18 protein-coding genes are annotated in these 20,820 nt (G+C 41.2%); 5 read left to right on the top strand and 13 right to left on the bottom strand.

The genetic code is table 11. The annotated features are described in order from the left end of the window. Positions 1-160 precede the first annotated feature (160 nt). Complete coding sequence (locus BMY70_RS00210) at positions 161-1,651, bottom strand: alpha-amylase (RefSeq protein ID WP_090330526.1); 1,491 nt, start codon at positions 1,649-1,651, stop codon at positions 161-163. Between the two features lie 214 nt (positions 1,652-1,865). Then, positions 1,866-2,744, bottom strand: coding sequence for a cation diffusion facilitator family transporter (locus tag BMY70_RS00205; RefSeq protein WP_218148538.1), 879 nt, complete (start codon positions 2,742-2,744; stop codon positions 1,866-1,868). A 216-nt stretch (positions 2,745-2,960) separates the two neighbouring features. Here BMY70_RS00205 and BMY70_RS00200 point away from each other — a divergent pair, with 216 nt between their 5' ends. Both BMY70_RS00200 and BMY70_RS00195 read left to right on the top strand, forming a co-directional pair. After that, the gene (locus tag BMY70_RS00200; RefSeq protein ID WP_090330523.1) at positions 2,961-3,599 is read left to right on the top strand and encodes an NAD(P)H-dependent oxidoreductase; all 639 of its coding nucleotides are present in this window, start codon (positions 2,961-2,963) and stop codon (positions 3,597-3,599) included. Beyond that, positions 3,571-3,861, top strand: a complete 291-nt coding sequence (locus tag BMY70_RS00195) for a putative quinol monooxygenase (RefSeq protein ID WP_090330520.1) — start codon at positions 3,571-3,573, stop codon at positions 3,859-3,861. The genes BMY70_RS00200 and BMY70_RS00195 overlap by 29 nt, the downstream gene beginning before the upstream one ends. A gap of 91 nt (positions 3,862-3,952) precedes the next feature. On the opposite strand, the gene BMY70_RS00190 is transcribed toward BMY70_RS00195, so the two are convergent. The 3 genes from BMY70_RS00190 to BMY70_RS00180 form a co-directional block, all read right to left on the bottom strand. After that, entirely contained in the window at positions 3,953-4,480 is a 528-nt protein-coding gene (locus BMY70_RS00190) for a DUF892 family protein (RefSeq protein WP_090330517.1), read from the bottom strand. A 433-nt stretch (positions 4,481-4,913) separates the two neighbouring features. After that, entirely contained in the window at positions 4,914-5,267 is a 354-nt protein-coding gene (locus BMY70_RS00185) for a cupin domain-containing protein (RefSeq protein WP_090330514.1), read from the bottom strand. A 205-nt stretch (positions 5,268-5,472) separates the two neighbouring features. Then, on the bottom strand, positions 5,473-5,679 hold the full coding sequence (locus BMY70_RS00180) for a hypothetical protein (RefSeq protein ID WP_090330511.1): 207 nt from the start codon (positions 5,677-5,679) through the stop codon (positions 5,473-5,475). A gap of 400 nt (positions 5,680-6,079) precedes the next feature. Between BMY70_RS00180 and BMY70_RS00175 the strand changes: the two genes are divergently transcribed. Continuing rightward, on the top strand, positions 6,080-6,856 hold the full coding sequence (locus BMY70_RS00175) for a DNA-formamidopyrimidine glycosylase family protein (protein ID WP_090330508.1): 777 nt from the start codon (positions 6,080-6,082) through the stop codon (positions 6,854-6,856). A gap of 6 nt (positions 6,857-6,862) precedes the next feature. On the opposite strand, the gene BMY70_RS00170 is transcribed toward BMY70_RS00175, so the two are convergent. The 4 genes from BMY70_RS00170 to BMY70_RS00155 form a co-directional block, all read right to left on the bottom strand. Next, complete coding sequence (locus tag BMY70_RS00170; protein WP_090330504.1) at positions 6,863-7,531, bottom strand: response regulator transcription factor; 669 nt, start codon at positions 7,529-7,531, stop codon at positions 6,863-6,865. A 20-nt stretch (positions 7,532-7,551) separates the two neighbouring features. Further along, the gene (locus BMY70_RS00165) at positions 7,552-8,346 is read right to left on the bottom strand and encodes a sensor histidine kinase (RefSeq protein ID WP_090330501.1); all 795 of its coding nucleotides are present in this window, start codon (positions 8,344-8,346) and stop codon (positions 7,552-7,554) included. After that, on the bottom strand, positions 8,325-8,975 hold the full coding sequence (locus tag BMY70_RS00160) for a hypothetical protein (protein WP_090330499.1): 651 nt from the start codon (positions 8,973-8,975) through the stop codon (positions 8,325-8,327). Before BMY70_RS00160 ends, BMY70_RS00165 begins: the two co-directional genes overlap by 22 nt. A gap of 117 nt (positions 8,976-9,092) precedes the next feature. Continuing rightward, on the bottom strand, positions 9,093-9,785 hold the full coding sequence (locus BMY70_RS00155; RefSeq protein WP_090330496.1) for a hypothetical protein: 693 nt from the start codon (positions 9,783-9,785) through the stop codon (positions 9,093-9,095). A 386-nt stretch (positions 9,786-10,171) separates the two neighbouring features. On the opposite strand from BMY70_RS00155, the gene BMY70_RS00150 reads away from it, so the two are divergent. After that, complete coding sequence (locus tag BMY70_RS00150; RefSeq protein WP_090330493.1) at positions 10,172-10,966, top strand: hypothetical protein; 795 nt, start codon at positions 10,172-10,174, stop codon at positions 10,964-10,966. A gap of 550 nt (positions 10,967-11,516) precedes the next feature. Here BMY70_RS00150 and BMY70_RS00145 read toward each other — a convergent pair. Then, positions 11,517-12,542 (bottom strand): LLM class flavin-dependent oxidoreductase, encoded by a 1,026-nt coding sequence (locus tag BMY70_RS00145; RefSeq protein ID WP_090330488.1) that lies wholly within the window; start codon positions 12,540-12,542, stop codon positions 11,517-11,519. Positions 12,543-12,967: 425 nt separating this feature from the next. Between BMY70_RS00145 and purL the strand changes: the two genes are divergently transcribed. Next, positions 12,968-16,633, top strand: coding sequence for a phosphoribosylformylglycinamidine synthase (gene purL, locus BMY70_RS00140; RefSeq protein WP_090330485.1), 3,666 nt, complete (start codon positions 12,968-12,970; stop codon positions 16,631-16,633). A 60-nt stretch (positions 16,634-16,693) separates the two neighbouring features. Here purL and iolE read toward each other — a convergent pair whose 3' ends face one another. The 3 genes from iolE to BMY70_RS00125 all read right to left on the bottom strand — a co-directional run bounded on the left by iolE (position 16,694) and on the right by BMY70_RS00125 (position 20,781). Beyond that, positions 16,694-17,596 (bottom strand): myo-inosose-2 dehydratase, encoded by a 903-nt coding sequence (gene iolE, locus BMY70_RS00135; protein WP_090330482.1) that lies wholly within the window; start codon positions 17,594-17,596, stop codon positions 16,694-16,696. 99 nt (positions 17,597-17,695) lie between these two features. Beyond that, on the bottom strand, positions 17,696-19,561 hold the full coding sequence (gene iolD, locus BMY70_RS00130) for a 3D-(3,5/4)-trihydroxycyclohexane-1,2-dione acylhydrolase (decyclizing) (protein WP_090330479.1): 1,866 nt from the start codon (positions 19,559-19,561) through the stop codon (positions 17,696-17,698). Between the two features lie 278 nt (positions 19,562-19,839). Further along, positions 19,840-20,781: a class II fructose-bisphosphate aldolase gene (locus BMY70_RS00125; RefSeq protein WP_090330476.1), complete on the bottom strand. Its 942-nt coding sequence runs from the start codon at positions 20,779-20,781 to the stop codon at positions 19,840-19,842. Between the last annotated feature and the right edge of the window lie 39 nt (positions 20,782-20,820).

Here is a 20,820-nt window from a genome sequence, read left to right as displayed (position 1 = left end):
GTTTAGTCTGTGCGCCAGACAGATACTGGCGGCAGCAAGTTATAAAAACCAAGTGTAAGTATATGCAAAATCCCGGCAGCTTCATTATTAGCTCGCCGGGATTTTGTAAAAATAAGTGGTTATGAAGTCTATTAGCTCCTTTGATTGATACGTCTTGTAATTAATACGTCTTGGCAGCCCACAATGAAACAGACCCTCCGTTTACTTTAAAGTCGGCCCAACCATCTTCTCCGATTGTAATCTCTTCCTGAACGTTATTTAAAAAGTCAACAAAAACTTTACCGGCGTGCTGCAAGCCCATTTCCATACGCTTTAACCCTTCGTCTCCATTGGAAATAATGACGGCACAACCCGAATTTTCGTGCTCATCGTCGCCTTGTCTTGTCCAGCCGATGCAATTTGGATGATCGAAATAATCTGTTTGTAGGCCATAAGAAATATGTTTTCTGCAGTATAACATGTTTTCCAGGCCCTCCATTTTTGCCAGTGTAATTTCGTGTTCTTGTCCATCATTTCCGGTATCCTTATATTTGGAACCGTACAAATCGGTATAGAAAATACAGGGATATCCCGCCTCACGGAAAAGAATTAAAGCATATGCCAGTGGCCTGAACCACTCATCCACAGTTTGTTCCAAAGATTGAAGTGGCTGTGTATCATGATTTTCCACAAGTGTCACAGCCAATTCAGGATTAACCTGAACGAGCGTTTCATCAAAAATTGTACAGAGATTAAAGTCACTGTGTTCTTTTGAGGCTTTGAAGAAGTTAGCTTGAAGCGGCGCGTCGAACAACGATACTCTTTTGTCGGTTGCTTCGATATATGCAAGCATTGATTGAAGATCATAGGGCGCCCAATATTCGCCTACTGTGTAGAATTCTTTCTGATATTTGCCTCGAAGATGATCAAGCCATTCATTATAAAAATCAGCAGGCATATGTTTGATTGCGTCCAGTCGAAATCCGTCGAAGCCCAGCGTTTCATAAAACCATTCACCCCAGCGTTTAAGCTCTTCTCTCACATGCGGATTTCTAAATTCAATGTCAGATAACATTAAATAATCATAATTTCCGTTTTCTAAATCGAGCACATCCTGCCACCCTTCGCCGTACTGGTTCTGAATACTGTAAATTGCAGTTTCCTGTGTTGAGGCATTATAGTCTACGCCGGAAAAACATTGATAGTCCCAAACGAAATCCGAATATTTTCCAGCCCGTCCGGGAAAAGTAAACTTTGTATAAGCTTCAATCTGAATGGGCTCACTGATAAACTCGTTGCGATTTTCAGGTTCAACTTTCTTTACGGTCACCAATTCTTTTTCATCGGCACCGCCCATGTGGTTTAAAACAATGTCCGTATAAACTTGTAGACCGGCTTCTTTTCCCGATTTGATCGCGTCTATAAGTTCTTGCTTTGTGCCATATTTCGTTCTTACAGAACCTTTCTGGTCAAACTCTCCAAGGTCATAAAGGTCATAGGAATCATATCCCGAAGCCTGATCTCCGGCCATTCCCTTGTGTGCAGGAGGAAGCCAGACAGAGTCAATTCCAATTGATTTCAGTCGGCTTGCTTCATTTCTAAAATGTCCCCATAACGTCCCGTCTGCCGGATAATACCATTCGAAGAACTGAAGCATTGTAAAATTTTCCATTATAGATTTTAGTCCAGGTTGTAGTTAAAATGATTGTTGATGTCTCAGATAGTTTCTGATTGTAACATTCGAATACAATAACTGTGCCTTAGAATGGAGACTAACCTATGAACGGGAATTTTCTGAGCAGATCTCAACAGTTGCGTTACATAAAAAAGTCCAATCGCTGATTTTGGCGATCGGACTTTTTTATGCCCTTGTGAAGGAAATTAATCTATTCAACCGGTTCTATATGAATCAAGACGTTTCCCAGTTCCGGGATTTTCTCCCTTAGTGTATCCTGTAATTTGTGAGATAAATAATGCCCTTCTTTTACCGAGATACTGGCGCTTACCAGCGCGTGGAGGTCAACATGGTAGCGCATGCCGGATTTTCGAATGAAGCATTTTTCTGTACCTAAAATTCCGTCCACAGTGGCCGAAACCTTCCGAATTTGTTCGATCATGTCATCGTACAAATTTTCATCCATAATTTCGCTTAAAGCCGGCCTGAAAATCAGGTAACTATTATAAAGAATAAATCCGGAAGCGAAAAGAGCTGCCCAGTCATCAGCAGATTCGTAACCGTCGCCCATAACCAAAGCGATTGTGATTCCAATGAAAGCGGCCACAGAAGTAATTGCGTCACTGCGGTGATGCCACGCATCCGCTTTCAAGGAAGAGCTATTCGTTTCCTTACTCCTCTGAATTACAAGACGGTAGGATATTTCCTTCCATATGATAATACCGGCCAGAATAATCAGCGTGTAAGGTTTTGGCAAACCATGAGGAGTCCGGATATTTTCGACACTTTCATAGGCAATTACTGTCGCAGAAGTAATCAGAAAACCCACCACCAAAAATGTTATCAGAGGCTCTGCACGCCCGTGTCCGTAGGGATGATTTGCATCAGCAGGTCTGTTTGAATATTTAATTCCAAACAGCACCAAAAAAGATGAAAATATATCGGAAGTTGATTCGATCGCATCCGCAATGAGGGCATAAGAATTACCAAAATAGCCCGCAAGTCCTTTAATTATAGCTAAACTAGTATTTCCGATGATACTGAAATACGTCGCTTTGATAGCCTTTTGTTCATTTGTCACTTCGGCCATATTCAGTACAAAACATCTTTAAACAATACAGGCCAACAAAATGCTATTTTATTACCCGGCTGCAAAAGTAATCCAATTTGACAGATGTTACTAGAAAGACATCAAATACATCCCTTATCTATCATAATAATTATAGTATGCTATGATTCATCTTATTTTAATGATAGTCGGCTGCCGTTTACCTTTGTATTAAGGAAAATTAAAAGAGTTATATAAATGGAAACGCAAAAAATATTTGTCATTAACGGTGGCCAGGTCTTTGGACATTCCGGCGGACGGTTTAATAAAACAATATTCGACGAAACGATTAAATTTTTTAATGCACAACCAGGCTTTGAAGTAAGATCAACCGATATTAATCATGCCTATGATCCAAAGCGGGAAGTTGAAAATTTCGTTTGGGCAGATGTCATTATTTATCATACACCGATCTGGTGGTTTCAGGTTCCTAATGGATTGAAAAAGTACATTGACGTGGTATTTACTGAGGGACATCAAACAGGAATCTATAATAGTGATGGGCGTTCATCAGCCAATCCTGACATCAATTACGGTACCGGTGGAACATTACATGGAAGGCGGTACATGGTAACGACTTCTTGGAATGCTCCTGCGGCTGCTTTCACATTACCAGGTGAGTTTTTCAACGAAAAAAGCGTGGATGAAGGCCCGCTTTTCGGATTTCACCGCATGAATGCTTTTGCAGGAATGAAGCCATTGGAAGGAATTCATTTTCATGATGTGGAAAAGAATGCGGATATTGTCGCCGACATAAAACGTTACCAGTATCATCTGAATGAAGTTTTTAACAATAAATCCTTACAAAATGAGTATTTTTCTAACAGCATTCGTTAAGAGTAAACCGGGCAATTCGGAAGCTTTGAAAAAACAGCTTTTAAATTTGGTTGCTCACTCTACAAAAGAAGAAGCTTGTCTGCAATATGATCTGCACCAATCCCAGGAAGATCCTAACGTCTTCATTTTTCATGAGGAATGGGAAAGCCAGGCAGGCCTTGACATACATAACGCAAGTCCTTATATTATCGCTTTTGTAGCGCTGGCCCCTGAATTGATTGAGGGTAGTATATCCATTTACAAAACGGAAAAAATTGCTTGATTGATTGAAAAATCATAGCCCCTTGTTTACTTCAACAAGGGGCCTTTTTGTGTGGGTAGTGATGTTTTGGGTGAAAACTGTTTTTAGCGCACTACTTCGTGATACGTTCTCTGAGCTTCTGGAAGTATCGAAAAAATTCGTGCTCTTCTTTTAATGTTTTTTCAATCAGTTCTGAAATTTTCTGGTGGTTGAACGCTTTCGCCATCGCATTAAGCTTCTCATATATTTCGATCTGATACAGGGCAATTTCGCATAAGCCTTTTATGATTACAGAATCCGCAGTTGTCGACATTATTACGCGATTCTCTGCATTCTGCTCACTTTTTTGCATTACATCTTTCAGGACTGTATCAATTTTCCCTCGCGTTTTCTGAGCAAGTATTTCAAAAATATTCTCAATATGCTGAACATGTCCGGCTGTCATAAGAATATAGTCTAAAACCGACTTTCTTAGTTCCTGAGAATGTGCCAGTAATGCCCATCTGGGAAAAGTTTTCAGCTGAATATTTTCAGCCCAGTACGCATTTTGAATGCCGTTCAGAAAGTGATGGAAATTGTCTGGATGGTCGCTTAATTCATAATCGAGGTTAAATTCAGATTTGGAAGAATCAGTGTTCATTGCTGGGTTAAGTTGTTAAATGTCTTATTAGTGCTGGTTAGATAGATTATGTCCAAAACGATTTCTCTTGGCAGGTACGCCTCCCGAATACAGTGTAATGGATTTTTAATATTTTGTCTGCAGTTATAGTTAACTGTATGCCAGACCTTTGCGAATTCTATGCCAACAACTAAAAGAGGTAGTGTAGAGCCAAAAGGAGTGAAGGTAAATAAAATTAATATAATTATTTTTATAATTAGTTTATTTATTATTGGCGTTCAACGATTAACATATTGTTAGTAAGGGAATTGCTTAGTTTGTGCTTAAATTCAAATATAATTATACTAATTTTTATTAAATGGTGACTTTTCCTACAAATGGGGAATGTAGTTCGTCAAATTATATACGTATAAGACTCCCGGTTTATGATCGGATCTTAATTATTACAATGCGGTCAGATTAAAAACCCATCATCCTGGTCTTCTTTAAGAACAATATAAATCCTTGACCAGCTTTCTTCACCAAGTACTTTCCATTTATGACCAGTTCCGGTTACATCTTTTGCAATCAGGACATCACCTGGCGCAATTACAAAACTGCTTCCATCTGTAACAGTAAATTCAAGTGTTCCGCGTAATGTAATTACATACTGAGCACGTGGAGCCGGATGCCAGTCGAATTCTCTTCGCTCAGGAGAATCTTCCTGAAAGAAAAAATATGCGGCCTCCAGTTGGAGTAAATCTTTAACGGTACCTTTTTGAAAGGCAGAGTTGCCCTCGCTGGTATTATAGAGTCGATAAGCGTTCATTTGATATACTGATGATTAAAAATTCAGTTGGTTAACATCGGCAAGTTAAAAGAATGGCTGTTAAATTTGTCCCTCATCAGCCATTCTCCAAAAATTCTATTCAAAAAAGGTGTTTTTGGGCGATCAACGAAGGGTTTTGGCTGAATGCGGCGTTAATATCAAGCTCACGCCGAGGATTTCTGAATCATGTGCGAACGGTTATTTTTTACTTTAAACTCAAAGTTTGTTCCTTCCCCAACGTTAAATAAATCTGCACACCGTTGGTATTGGATGCAACTTCCGGGATTCTTTCCTGGAAAAGTTTCTGGACAATTGCACCAATAGAGGTTACCCCCATAGATGGCAACTTTGCTCTTAATTCGTTTAATTGATCAATGAAATAAACATCATTATTTTCTGCTTCTGCGAGCATGAGCAGGACGTTAGCTTAGTGCATAAATACGATCTTGTTAGAGGTATCAATATCAATTTCTGAAAACATAACACAGGGCTCATGGCATTTATCATGTCCTTGCCTAGGCCTGTTTTTAAGGCACCGAAACTATTTCGGACTAAGGGAGAAAAGACATTGGTAAACTCATTTTTAATATTTCTTCCGCCTCCTTCCAGAGTATTGCTCTGACTTGATTTTGAGACACAAGTTGTCTTTCATTAAATTTTGTTATTTTGATAATTAATAAAAATCATATTTACGGTAATGAAATTTTGCTACTTGATCGGCACGTGCTTAATCATAAGGCGTCCAGTCAAAATGTTACCAAGATTTTTTTAATTTTAAAATTATCGTTAGCTAGAATTTAAACCTTTTCCTTATGCCGGAATTAGCAGATTTGGAAGCTTTCAGTAAGACGCTGAACAGAAAATTGAAAGAGGCAAAACTTCATGAAGTGCGTGTCTTTCAAAAAGAGAAAATTCACGCGTCTGAAAAGGAGTTAAACGCTACTCTTTCCGGGAAGGCATTGAAGGTTGTTTATAGAGAGGGAAAGCAATTATTTTTTGATTTCGGAAAAGACGCTGTTTTCTCAATGCATCTAATGTTAAACGGAAAACTGCAACTTAATGAATCAGAACCGCCAAAATATCCGGTCGCTTCTTTCGAATTTGAAAATGAGAATGTGCTTGTTCTAAGTGATTTTCAGAAAATTGCCAATATTACGCTGAATCCAAAACCAATGGAAGGTGTGGATGCGTTGTCGGATGAATTAACAGGAAAGTGGATTTTTGATCGGATACGGAAAAGCAAGGCTTCAATCAAAGCTGTACTAATGGACCAAAAAATTATCGGAGGAATAGGTAATGCCTACGCTGATGAAATTTTATGGGAAGCGAAAATTCACCCGGAATCAATTACAAATAAAATTCCGGAGAAAGAAGTCGATATACTTGTTAGAGCAATAAAAAGCGTTTTCGAGCATGCAATCAAGGAAATATTGAAGTCAAGCCCTGACATTATCAGTGGAGAAATCAGAGACTTTATGGTTGTGCACAACAGTAAAAAGAAACAAACGCCTGCCGGAGACAAGATTCATAATACGAAGATAGCAGGAAGGGTTACCTATTATACGGACCAGCAGATTTTATATAAATAATATGGTTCACATATCAATTAAACTGTGTTTTACGGCAAAGACAACCAGGCTTACTGAATTGGCAACACCAGTTTTAAGCAGCAGATTTTTTCTGTGACCTTCAACAGTCCGGTAACTTATAAAAAGTTCTTCTGCGATTTGCCCGGTATTATAGCCCTTGCAAATAAGTTTTAGGACTTCCATCTCCCGTTCGGTCAGCACAATATTTTCTGATTCGATAACTGTGCTTTTTTTAGCATTTCGTCTTTCAGTAATTTGGAGTGCTTCGCGAAGGACAGCGGCGATCTCATCGTCCATATAATGTCCTTTGGAATAAACCTGATCGATTGCTTCAACAAGTTTTTTCTGATCAATATCTTTTGGTAAGTAGCCATGCACTCCGATCTTCATCATTTGCCTGATATAGTCATGCGAATAATTCATTGAGAGAATAATAATTTTCATGGCCGGATGTTCTGTCCGTAAAATCACGCTGGCTTCCTGTCCGCTCATACCTTTCATATTCAGGTCCAGCAGCACTATGTCGGGCGGGGTAAAGCCAACTTTTTCCAACAACTCCTCACCTGACGCGGCCTCAAAAATGACTTCATAATTATCGAATTTTTTTAGGATCTGAATAAGGCCCTGACGAAATAATTTATGGTCGTCTACAACGGCTAATTTCAAAGTAGTCATGATAACGTTTGTTTTTTTGTTTAGGATTGCACAGGTATTGTAAGTTCGAGTTTTGTTCCGGTTTGGGCAGAGGAAGTGATTTCGAGATGTCCGTTGACCAGCCCGGCTCTTGCTTTTATACCGCTAAGCCCCATCGACTGAGATTTTCCGGAAGCAGTTTTTTGATAATCGAAACCGGTTCCGTTGTCAGAAACCGATAATTTCATTATGCGGTTTTCTTGGGTAATACTGACTTCAATGAGACTGGGGTTTGCATGTTTTAACGCGTTTCCGGTGGCCTCCTGAACGATGCGGTACAGACCTAGTTCTGTTTCTTTGTCAAGTTGTGTACTGAAATCTATGTGACATTGCGTACGGATACCTCCGGATTGAATACGTGTAAGCAGCATCTGAATGGCTTGTGAAAATCCAAAATTTTCCAAAATCAATGGCGAAAGATTTTGCGCAATCTGCCGGATATCCTGAACAATATTTCCAATGATGTCACTGGCATCAGTTGCTAGCTGAACCATTTCATTCGCCGAGGTCTCATACTGTATCTGATTGATATACAGTTTTGCAGCGGATAACGATACACCGATTTCATCGTGCAGATCACGTGAAATCCGATCACGCTCACTTTCCTGTGATCTTACAACAAGGCTGGTCAGCTCTTTTTGATACGCGATTTCCTGATCATGCATTTTTTGAAGCTGACTATGCAATTTGCGCTGATACAGCAGTATAAAAAGAACAATCGCCAGCGAAAGGAATAGAACAAAGGCGAGTCCGCCGTAAAGCAGCTGGGTAAATTCTAGTTCTCCTGGCGTCTCCATAAAACAAATGAATAAATTAAATAAAGAATACAATTAAGAAAGGCGTGAATCAGCCATATCTGATAATTGAGCTTTTGGGAATATTGTAAAATGAAGTTTATAAAAAGGAATATAAAAAAGTTGCCTGAAAAAAATATTAGCAATCCGGTAGACACACAAAACATTGGAATCGACCATAAGTTTGCCATCGGCTGCTCCTTATATATTTTGTAATAATGAAATAAAATGATCACGATCAGGCAAATACTTTCAACGAGTCTGCCACTGTTGTCTATCAAATTTATTCTGCTTGAAATCTGTAAAGTCTTGTAGGTAAGATATACGCCAAAAACGGCGATCAGCCAGACCCTGGCTTTTATCAATAAATTACTTTTCAGTTCGATGCTGTATATCCAGATTAAAAAACCAAATTCTACGGTGACATAAACCGGCCAGAGAAACAAATTTGAGATTTTATAGAGCCATAAAATTCGTGAAACTGATTCGACGATAAGCGCGAAAAAAATAAGATAGGTCAGGATTTTCAGTGTTTCTGAAAGTTTTTTTAATCGGATGGCGCCTATAACAGAGGCCAATAATACCGGTAAAAACGCGAAGAAAATGATAAGCTGCTCACTCGAATAAGGCATGATCGGGTTATAGAAAAAATACGTCGCAAAGTTGAATTGTTTTTGCTGAAAAACATAAGACAGATAATCTAAACTCTTACTGACTCACAGCAAAAACAATTCTCTTTACTGCATACCCTAGCAGGTTCTAGGGCAGGGAGCTGTTAAATCGTAGTATGATTCGTCGTCAGCGGTAAGACCAATATCCTTTTCTGATTTTTGACCTTGTAAAACTACACCAAACGTTGACGTAATCTGTTGTGTAGCGATATAATCTACTCCGTAATATTCATGAAGCACAAAAACGACGTTGATGTTTGGAGCCTTGTCAAACGTGAAAAGTGTTTCGATAAATTCTTTCAGGGCGTAATTGTATCCTCTTGTAAATCCATAAGGCGTAATAAAATTATTTTTGGTGACAGCGCCCTTTCCTGCTGTAACTAGCCAGTTGTTTTTCCATTGTCTGATCAGTTCGGTAGGAACTTTTCCTTCTCCCTGTCCCAGCTCCGGCGATATTTGTTGATAGTTTTTCTTAAATGGTATATAGTAAGGTGTCAGTGTTTGCCCGGTAGTATCGGTGCCAAAAAGAATAATTTCAAAATTGCTGTTCTCAGCATTATACCCAAATCTTATCTTGATTGTACTGACGCCCGTTGTTGATAATAATGAACTCATGCTTTTGCTGTCAAACACGACGCTGACAATTAATTCATCACCTTCCTTGAAAAAATCGAAAGGGGCTGAATTGAATTCCAGCTGTTGCCATGCATAAGACCAGTTTTCAAATGTTTGTTGGGAAATAAGGGGGGCCGTTGATGGTTTATCGCTCATAATCGTAATGGGTTGACAGTATTTCTACTGCTAAAAAGTGAATGGTTAAACAAGAAAAGATTAATACAATTTTTGCAAAAAAGGCGAGAAGCTGGAGAACTCCGCAGACGGGTTTCAGTCGGTAGAATTCGCGGGCTAATGTAGAGCAAATTCTATAAAATCGCAAAAAAAGTATAATTGTTTTTAGTTTTCGGTTACATACCCCCGTAAAACACTTGGTTTTACAAAACACGTGTTTTACGGCTTTCAGCTGGGTTTTTATTGTCTGAACTTTGTAATGCAAAAAAGGAAAAGCTCAACGTTTTTATCAAATTTTACTCTCTTTAAGTTATGGAAGTCCTATTCAATGAAATAAGCTCAAACTCGACCTAGCCTCAAAAATTCAGATGTCAAAATTGCATGTATTTGAAAGGTCTTTCGATGGGATGCCGGTCTCGGCAGTCTTTCCCGGAAGGCGAACCACGAGCCAGCTTATGACAGCGTTAACCAGCAAATCACTTGGCAGATTGTTTACTGTACCGGAGAATGATTGGACAGCGATTAACAAGCGGGTGGGGGAAGCTGCTGCCGGGGCAGATGTCGCCCAGTATATCTCTGAATATATCCCGGAATTTCCTGTGCTGGTCACGGTTTGTAAATTATGGCAGGATCAGACGTTCGAAAGCTTGATCGAACAGTCGGCTGCGGTTAGTTTATATGCTGGAAATGCTATTTATGGATTTCAGGAGTTATTAAAAGAAATAAGTGTGATGGACAGATCTTCGGGGAAAATCCCTGACCGGATCATCCAATTAACATATTTACAGTTCGACAATCTCAATCAATCTACCCTGGCATTAAGTAAAATTGTGGCGTCCGTAGGTGTGAGTATTTCAGATTTTCTTTATGTGAATCAGGAAGTTGATATGCGGATTGCACGCTACACAAATAAGTTGGGGATTTACTGGGAGCCTCTGGGGCAAACGATCATTAATGTTAATTCGGCAGTTGAACAATCCACGGGGGATTGGTTTGCTCTCACACATACCATGCAAAGAATTTTAGATAGCAGGCCTGAAATCACAATGCCTTTATTATTGAACTTAGAGATTAACGCGGCAATAAACTGCTGGCGAAAACTTCAACTAGAAGCTGATTTGTTCAATTCCTTTTCTGAAAATCAAGTGCATTACTGGTATTGATTTGTATTTACCCAACCAAATTTGCAAAGTCAACGTCAAAAAATATACCTTCCTCACACCTGAAAAAAGTCCGGCAACACATTACGCGGCGTGCGCTGTGTTGCGGCGGGGCATTACAACGAACCGTCCTACTGCATTGCGGTGGGATGGTTTATTTAGTTATAGTATTTAACATATTCAATTTTTAGGCTGTAACCCGTACAGCTGAGCTATATTTTTTTTCTTGACTTACCGCTTTTTTAGCTTTATCATTTTCCGCCAAATCCGGAATCTTGTAATCGGAACAATTGTGGTGAAAATACAGGTGACGTAATAAAGTATTCCCGAAAATGCACCTAATAACTCTCCCTGATTTTAGCATCGCATTTGGTCTTGATATCTGAATCTCAGACTTTTTTTTAGCTTTTCAGTTGGGCTGTCGGCTAAGATGCGATACCTGTAATTTGGAGAAGCAGCACCGTCAATGCCTCAGTTCTGGTAGCAGATCTGTGAGAGAAATTCACAAAAAAGGCGAGAATATCTCGCCCTTCCTGATTATGATATTGATTTTCTAAACTTCGACCGAACTTATTTCCTGTACAACCTGAGAGAATAGCTGGTACGATTTAATGCGTGCATTATGATCGAAAATATGCGAAGTGGCCATGATCTCATCCACTTGCGTTTGTTGAAGGAAAACCTTGATTCTTTGTTTCAATTTCTGGGCACCTCCAATGAAGGAATAAGCCAGCATTTGCCCGACAGCATGTTCTTCCTGAATCCCCCATATTTCATCCATATTTTCAACGGGCGGTTGTAATAGTTTCCTTTGTCCACTTACCACACCAAGGAAAAATTGTAAAATGGAAGTGGACAACCATTCTGCTTCAGCGTCTGTGTCAGCGGCGACAACATTTACACAGGCCATCACGTATGGTTTATCCAGATACTTCGAAGGGCGGAAGTTTTTTCTGTAAAGCTCAATGGCTTCCAAAAAGTAAGCCGGCGCGAAATGGCTGGCAAAGGCATATGGTAGTCCCATCGCAGCGGCGACGCGTGCGCTGTCAGTGCTGGAACCAAGAATCCAAATTGGGATATCAAGTCCCTCACCTGGAATTGCACGTATCTTGCTGTTATAATTGTCGGCAGAGAAGAATTTTTGAAGTGCTTGTATATCACTTGGAAAATTGTGAACAGCGTTGAAATTTTCCCCGCGGATCGCTCTTGCAGTCACCTGATCTGTTCCCGGCGCCCGGCCCAAACCAAGATCGATGCGATCCGGGTATAAAGAAGCAAGCGTTCCGAACTGCTCAGCCACCACAAGTGGGGCATGATTTGGCAGCATAATACCGCCAGAACCTACACGAATCGTTGATGTACCGCCGGCGATGTAACCGATCAGGACAGATGTGGCCGAACTTGCCACGCTAATCATGTTATGATGTTCTGCAAGCCAATAGCGTGTAAAGCCAAGTTTTTCAGCTTCCCGGGCCAGTTCAAGACTTGTTTTAAAGGTATCGGCAGGCGTTTTCCCCTCAATCACAGTGGCGAGATCAAGCACAGAATAGGCCACAGGTTTTAATTCTTTTGTATTCATTGTATCAGATATTTATCAATGAACATCTTGCTTAGACGTCCAAATTTCGAAATAATACAAACATCAAATCGATATAACTGGTGATTCGATACATGTAACAATTAATATAAACAACAAAAATTGACGGATAGTTGAATAATCGTTCAAAAATTATTGCCCAAATTTTCTTTGGTAATGTATGATCATCCAGTTATTACCTAAACACGCTCTTAATCTGCCAGTTAATTTTTGAAACATCCGGCGAAAGTTCGGTCTGTATGTCAAAAAGTACAAAGTGCATGCCATTTTAAGTAATTTCAGGGAACAAAATGCAGAAGGGGGAACCAATCGGTTGCTTTCAGGTTTTTATTTTTATCAGAACTATTTTACGCTACGTATGGACATCGCGAAAATTTCAAAGTAACTTTGCGCCATAATAACATACCATGATTTATTTCTTTTCCAACGACCACAATACCGTTTTTGCTTTACAGATAGAGCGAACTCTCACCGAGCCGGATATTTCTAAATTGAGCTGGCTATTTGGCGGTGCAAAACTTCTGCCTGAAACTGTCCTGACTGATTTCTATGTTGGCCCTCGTGCTGCGATGATCACGCCGTGGAGTACCAACGCCGTAGAAATTACCCAGAATATGGATATTCAAGGTATTGTAAGGATTGAAGAATTCACGCCGGTGGAAGCTGAGTTTAACGGCTTTGACCCGATGTTATCTCAAAAATATTCTGAGCTAAATCAGAATATTTATCTGATCAGTCTTCAGCCGGAACCGATCATCGAAATTAGCGATGTTGCTGAGTATAATCAGCAGGAGGGTCTTTCGCTGAGCGAAGAGGAAGTTGATTATCTTAATAAGTTATCAGACAAATTAGGCCGGAAACTGACTGATTCCGAAGTGTTCGGTTTTTCTCAGGTGAATTCGGAACACTGCCGTCACAAAATTTTCAATGGTACGTTTGTCATTGACGGAGAGGAGCAGCCAACTTCTTTGTTTAAGCTGATCCGCAAAACGTCCGAAACAAATCCTAACGGAATCGTTTCTGCATATAAGGATAACGTTGCGTTTGTGAAAGGGCCCCGCGTACAGCAGTTTGCTCCAAAACGCCCGGATGTTCCTGATTATTATGAAATCAAAGACTTTGATTCGGTTATTTCTCTGAAAGCCGAAACACATAATTTCCCGACAACGGTTGAGCCTTTCAACGGCGCAGCAACGGGTTCGGGAGGAGAAATCAGGGACAGACTTGCCGGTGGACAAGGATCTCTTCCTTTGGCTGGAACTGCCGTTTACATGACTTCTTTTTCGCGGCTCGAAGAAAATCGCCCATGGGAAAAAGGCGTACAGGAGAGAAATTGGTTGTATCAGACGCCGATGGATATCCTTATAAAAGCTTCCAACGGAGCTTCTGATTTTGGAAATAAATTCGGTCAGCCATTGATAAGTGGATCACTGCTTACATTTGAGCACGAGGAAGATGCAAGGCTTCTTGGTTTCGATAAAGTAATTATGCAAGCGGGTGGTATTGGTTATGGAAAATCAGATCAGGCCAAAAAAGAAAAACCGGAAGCAGAAGATAAAATTGTCGTTTTAGGAGGCGAGAATTATAGAATCGGAATGGGTGGTGCTGCTGTTTCATCTGCGGATACCGGTGCTTTCGGTTCGGGAATAACGTTGAATGCAATCCAGCGTTCAAACCCGGAAATGCAGAAAAGAGTTGCCAATGCCGTTCGCGGTATGGTAGAAAGTGATAACAACACGATTGTTTCAATCCATGATCACGGCGCAGGGGGGCATTTAAACTGTCTCTCTGAACTTGTCGAGGAAACGGGCGGGAAGATCGATCTTGATAAATTGCCGGTAGGAGATCCTACACTTTCAGCAAAAGAAATTATCGGAAATGAGTCGCAGGAACGTATGGGTCTTGTGATCAGCAAAGAAAATATTGACACGCTGCAAAGAATCGCAGACCGCGAAAGGGCACCGATGTATACGGTAGGAGAGGTAACTTCTGACCACCGGTTTACATTTGAATCAGCCACAACGGGAGCAAAACCAATGGATCTTGAAATGGATGATATGTTTGGAAGTTCTCCAAAAGTGGTCATGCACGATAAGACCGTTAAAAGAACCTATGCGGCTGTTGCCTACGACAAAGCCAAACTAGCTGAATATCTTGAGCAGGTACTTCAACTGGAAGCTGTTGCAAGTAAGGACTGGCTTACTAATAAAGTTGACCGTTGTGTTGGCGGCCGCGTCGCGAAGCAGCAATGTGCGGGTCCGCTGCAATTGCCATTGAACAACTGCGGTGTGATGGCACTTGACTTCCAGGGAAAAGAGGGGATCGCAACTTCAATTGGCCATGCGCCACTTTCAGCGCTTATTGATCCGGCAGCAGGAAGCAGAAATGCGATCGCTGAGTCACTTTCAAATATTGTTTGGGCACCGCTGCAAGACGGTCTTGCGAGCGTTTCGCTTTCTGCAAACTGGATGTGGGCTTGTAAAAATGAGGGAGAAGATGCTCGTCTTTATCGTGCAGTGGAAGCTTGTTCAGCATTTGCGATCAGCCTGGGGATAAATATCCCAACGGGTAAGGATTCGCTTTCGATGAAACAAAAGTATAAAGATGCGGAAGTTATCGCACCGGGTACTGTGATCATTTCGGCAGCCGGACATTGTGACGACATCAAAAAGGTTGTCGAACCTGTTCTTCAAAAAGATGGCGGCGCAATTTATTATATCAACCTGTCGGCGGATACGTATAAACTGGGCGGTTCTTCTTTTGCCCAGATTCTGGGAAAGATCGGAACTGAAACACCGGATGTACTTGATGCTGATGGATTTAAAAATACATTTGATACGCTTCAAAAGCTGATTAAGGAGGACAAAATCCAGGCTGGTCATGATGTAGGAAGTGGTGGCCTGATCACAACGCTCCTGGAACTTTGTTTCGCGGATCGTGATCTTGGAGCTGATATTGATCTTTCTTCTCTTGGCGAACAGGATATTATTGAAAAACTTTTCGCAGAAAACATAAGTGTTGTCTTCCAGGCCGATGAATCTGTCGAAGCGATTTTGGAAGCGAATAACGTTATTTTCCATAAAATCGGTACGGTAAGTTCATCTTCAAATGTTTCTGTTAAGGATACGTCAGGTAGCTGGAATTTTGATATCGATCATCTTCGTGATGTATGGTTTAAAACTTCCTACCTTCTGGACAAAAAGCAAAGTGGTGACGTTAAAGCGACTGAGCGTTTTGATAATTACAAAAACCACGTTCTACGATATAATTTCCCAGCGCAATTCGATGGAAAAAAACCAGCTTTTGATGAGTCAAAACCAAGACCGAAGGCAGCAGTTCTTCGTGAAAAAGGAAGTAACTCGGAAAGAGAGCTTGCCAATGCGATGTATCTCGCTGGTTTTGATGTCAAAGATGTTCACATGACAGATTTGATTTCGGGACGTGAGACGCTTGAAGATATTCAGTTCATCGGAGCCGTTGGAGGATTTTCAAATTCTGATGTTTTGGGTTCTGCCAAAGGCTGGGCGGGTGCATTTTTGTATAACGAAAGAGCAAAACTTTCGTTGGAAAACTTTTTCAAGAGAGAGGATACTTTATCCGTTGGGATCTGTAACGGTTGTCAGTTGTTTGTTGAACTTGGCCTGATCAATCCAGATCATGAGGAAAAACCGAAAATGCTTCATAACGAAAGTAAAAAGCACGAAAGTGGATTTACTTCGCTGACCATTCAGGAAAATAAATCGGTGATGCTTTCTACGTTGGCAGGAAGTACGCTGGGTGTCTGGATCTCACATGGAGAAGGGAAATTCAAACTTCCGTATGCCGAAGATCGATATGAGATCGTTGCGAAATATGCTTACGAGACCTATCCGGCCAATCCAAATGGTTCGGAATATAACACAGCGATGATGTGTGATAACTCGGGCAGACACTTGGTGATGATGCCGCATATTGAGCGTTCTTTGTTCCAGTGGCACTGGGCAAATTATCCTGCCGGAAGAAACGACGAAGTTTCGCCATGGATCGAAGCTTTCGTCAATGCCAGAAAATGGATTGAAGCTTCTGAAAAATAATCGCTTAGGATTTTATATAACAAAAAGGCTGTCGGAAGGCAGCCTTTTTGTTTCTGAAGATTATATACCGGTTAGATTTTTAAAAAACTTACGGGCAATCATCGCATATTCCAAAGGATTTGCAACCGCAGGATCCTGTTCAGCTTCCAGAACAATCCAGCCCTGATAATCGCTTTCCTTGATTACCTCGAAAAGCGAAGGAAAATCAATACAGCCTTCCGAATCACCCGGCACAGTAAAAACACCCTGTTTCACTGCCGTCAAAAAGCTGAGTTTCTCATCATGTACGCGCTGCAATACATTTGGCCGGACATCTTTTAAATGGATATGAGCGGTTCTTCCAATGTATTTTTTCAATGCTGCCACCGGATCTTCGCCTGCAAAATAAAAGTGGCCGCAGTCATAGTTTAAATAAACATTTTCCGGATCTGTTTCAGCCAGCAGGCGGTCCGTTTCAGCGATGCTTTGAATACAGGTTCCCATATGATGATGGAAAGCGAGTTTCATTCCACGTCCTCGTGCAATCTTGCCTAATTCGTTTAAACCGTCAGTGAACGATTTCCATTCTTCATCGCTATTCAGCATTCCTTTCCCCTCAAAAACGGGTACCGTCATTTGTCCCTGGCAACTATTTCCAACTTCTCCGCCACCAATGACTTTCGCCCCCATGGTTTCCAGAAAATCCAGTAACGCTGTGAAGTTATTAATATTTTCCTCCAAAGATTTTGTGGTCAATTCGTAGCTATTCCACTGGTTGCAGATTTGCAAACCGCGAAGTCCCAGGGCTTTTTTCAGAACGTCTGTATCACGCGGAAATTTATTTCCAACCTCGCAGCCTGTAAATCCTGCCAAAGCCATCTCGCTGATACACTGCTCAAATGTATTTTCACCGCCAAGTTCCGGCATATCGTCGTTTGTCCAGTTGATAGGAGCGACGCCTAATTTTATATTTTCAAAATTCATTTTAGTCAGATTATGGAAATTAGTTCATTCAAGCTGATTAGTGAAAATTCGTGTATTCGTGGCTGGAAAAATCAGATATTAGGCCCGATTATCTAGCCATTATAGAAAAATTCGCTGCGATTTTTTGTTCTCGACATATGTATTGTAGGCTTTCTGAACAGATGCAGATTCAGAAACTTCCGCAATCGGAACTTCCCACCATGCGTTATAACCTTTGACCGTACGATACAACGAAGTTTCAATATAAATCACAGTCGTTCTGGTATTGATTTTAGACTGTTCCAAAGCTGCTTCAAGTGAAGTTCTGTCCGTGGCTTTTATAACAATAGCACCCAGGCTTTCCGCATTTTTCGCTAAATCAACAGGTAAGAAATCACCAGACAATTGCCCTGAATCTTCGTCACGATAATTATACATCGTTCCAAAACGCTCACTTCCGATACTTTCAGAAAGGCCGCCGATGCTCGCGTAACCATTATTATTCAATAGCAAAATCGTGAATTTTAAACCTTCCTGAATGGAAGTAACGATCTCATGATTGTTCATCAGATAACCTCCATCGCCACAAATTACATAAACCTCACGTGTCGGATCAGCCATTTTCGCGCCTAATCCAGCGGCGATTTCATAACCCATGCAGGAGAAGCCATATTCCAGGTGGAAGTTTTTAGGATCTGTTGCACGCCAAAGCTTATGCAAATCTCCCGGCGCACTTCCGGAGGCGTTAATCATCACATCGCGGCGGCCCATGAAATTATTTAACGTACCGATGACAATCGCCTGATCGATAGGAGGAACGGTGCTGTTTCCTTCCATATAAATCTGCGTAACTTCTTCGTCCCACGCGTGGTTATAATCAGCGATTTTTTTGCGGTATTCAGCGGCAACTTCAAAGTCACCTAGTAAATCGGAAAGTTCCTCCAAAATCACTTTTGCATCACCGATAACCGGTAACGCAGCGTGTTTGAACGCATCAAATTCGCTGATATTAACATTGATGAATTTAACGTCCGGGTTCTTAAATATTGATTTTGAGGCCGTTGTGAAATCACTATATCGTGTTCCGATACCAATGACCACATCAGCTTCATTGGAAATCTCAATCGCATATTTTGTACCCGTTGCACCAAGTCCGCCAATGCTGTAAGGCTCATCAAATTTAACTGCGCCTTTTCCGGCAAATGTTTCTCCAACCGGAATACCGGTTTTGGTTGCAAAGTCATGCAGAACTCCATCTGCACCACTGTAAATTGCTCCACCTCCGGCAACGATTACCGGTTTTTTAGAAGCACGAATCCATTCAGCCGCTTTTTGCAAAGTTGGAAGATCGGGGCGTGGTCGACCTACGTGCCAGACTCTTTTCTTAAATAAATCTTCCGGGAAATCGTACGCGTGTGTCTGCACATCCTGAGGCATAGAAAGGGTCACGGCGCCCATTTCTGCCTGTGAAGTAAGAACGCGCATAACTTCCGGCAAGGAATAAATCAGCTGTTCCGGGCGGTTTATCCTGTCCCAATATTTGGATACAGGTTTGAAACAATCATTCACAGATATATCCTGAGTGGACGCACTTTCCAATTGCTGCAAAACCGGATTTGGCTCACGGGTTGAAAAAATATCACCCGGTAATAACAAAACAGGCAAACGATTAATTGTCGCCAAAGCTGCGCCCGTGATCATGTTTGTAGCTCCGGGCCCAATGGAAGTTGTACATACAAAAGCTCCTAGACGGTTTTTGATCTTGGCATAAGCCACGGCGGTATGCACCATGGATTGTTCATTACGGCATTGATAATAGCGGAAATCCGGATTTTGTTGAAGCGCCTGACCTAATCCAGCCACATTTCCATGACCGAATATGCCGAAACACCCACCGAAATAAGGTTCTTCAATACCATCGCGTTCGATGTATTGATTTTTTAGAAATGTTATGGTAGCCTGGGCTACGGTTAATCTTCTGGTCATGGTTTAAGGGAATATTTTTGATGATTTTAATGAAGTGTTGGGTGGAATAATATTGGATTTTTTGTTGTTAAAATCGGTGAGGATTACGGTGCGCTGCACCTTGTCAAATGGACAAACATTACGGAATTCTACAAATATTTGGGTGCTCTGCACCATTCATTGACAGGTGCAGAGCACCTAAATATTTGAAGAGCATGGCACCAATTTGATTATTGTCCAAGGTGCAGCGCACCGTAATAATTCCTCCGTTAATCTTCGATGTTAATCTTTAAATCAATCTAATACAAAAACTCATCCGACTTCCCAACACACCCGAACAATTCAAATTTCTGTAACATAAAACGCTTATACTCTTCCATAAAAATCTTCCCGGGTGTTGTTGGTGCAAACTCATCGGGATGATCTCGGAAAAACTCACGGTTTACCATCGTCCATAATAAACGGATATCGGTCGCGATGTTGATTTTACAAATCCCCAATGGGATTGCCTTCAAAATCTCATCTTCCTGCACACCTTTTGCATCGGTTTTAAGATTTCCTCCTGCCGCATTGATCCGCGTCACAACTTCTGAACTCACATTGGAACCACCGTGTAAAACCAGCGGAAATCCAGGCAAACGTTTCTGAATTTCTTCCAGAATGTGAAACTGTAAACCTTGTCCTCCGGAAAATTTGTAAGCGCCGTGACTGGTTCCAACGGCGATCGCCAAACTATCGCAGCCGGTGGCATTAACAAAATCGACAACTTGCTGAGGATTGGTATAAGACGAATGTTCAGCATCAACCGTCAAATCATCTTCAACACCAGCCAAAACGCCCAGTTCAGCTTCGACACTAATTCCATGGGCATGTGCTCTTTCAACAACTTCCTTTGTTCTGGTGACATTTTTTTCATAATCATCATGAGATGCGTCAATCATTACTGAACTGTATCCACCACTTCCGATTGCATCCCAGATATGTTCTTCAACCCCATGATCAACATGAACGGCAAAAACTGTTTGCGGATACAATCTGGCTGCCGACTGGATCATGGAAAGCAGCATATCAGCCTTGGCGTAATCCCTTGCAAAAGGCGTGGTTTGTACGATAAATGGAGCATCCGCCTCCTGTGCTGCGGCAAATAATCCATGTATTTCTTCCATGAAAAATACGTTGACCGCAGGAATTGCGTAGCGGCCGTAGCATTTATCAAAAAGTTGTTTGGTCGTCAAAAGCATAATCTATCAATTAATAAATCCGCAGTTATTCCGGCAAAT

This window comes from Dyadobacter koreensis (assembly GCF_900108855.1).
Taxonomy (GTDB): Bacteria; Bacteroidota; Bacteroidia; order Cytophagales; family Spirosomataceae; genus Dyadobacter; species Dyadobacter koreensis.
Note: the sequence above shows the minus strand (reverse complement) of the source record. Positions and strands in the feature narration are given on the sequence as shown.